Source organism: Bacillus sp. SIMBA_074, assembly GCF_046534555.1.
Lineage (GTDB): Bacteria > Bacillota > Bacilli > Bacillales > Bacillaceae_G > Bacillus_A > Bacillus_A mycoides.
Genome location: NZ_JAWRYM010001133.1, coordinates 1 through 241 on the forward strand (window position 1 = coordinate 1; position 241 = coordinate 241).

The 241-nt window shown below is 42.3% G+C and carries 1 pseudogene; it reads left to right on the forward strand.

Annotated elements, in window-relative coordinates:
- A pseudogene (locus tag SB773_RS34270) lies at nucleotides 1–241 on the forward strand (NAD(P)/FAD-dependent oxidoreductase); the annotation flags it as partial.

The following is a 241-nucleotide window of genomic DNA, read 5'->3' on the forward strand; positions in this document are numbered from 1 at the left end:
CAAATCGTCATCTTAGGTGCGGGTTACGCAGGATTACTATCAGCCTTATCCGTACGAGAATATTACAATAAGGATGAAGTGCAGGTTACAGTGGTGAATCAATTTCCAACGCACCAAATCATCACCGCATTGCACCGTCTTGCAGGCGGATCCATTTCTGAACAAGCCGTTTCGATTCCTTTGGAAAAACTTTTCAAAGGAAAAGATATCGACCTTACCATTTCAAAAGTGGAGTCTTTCT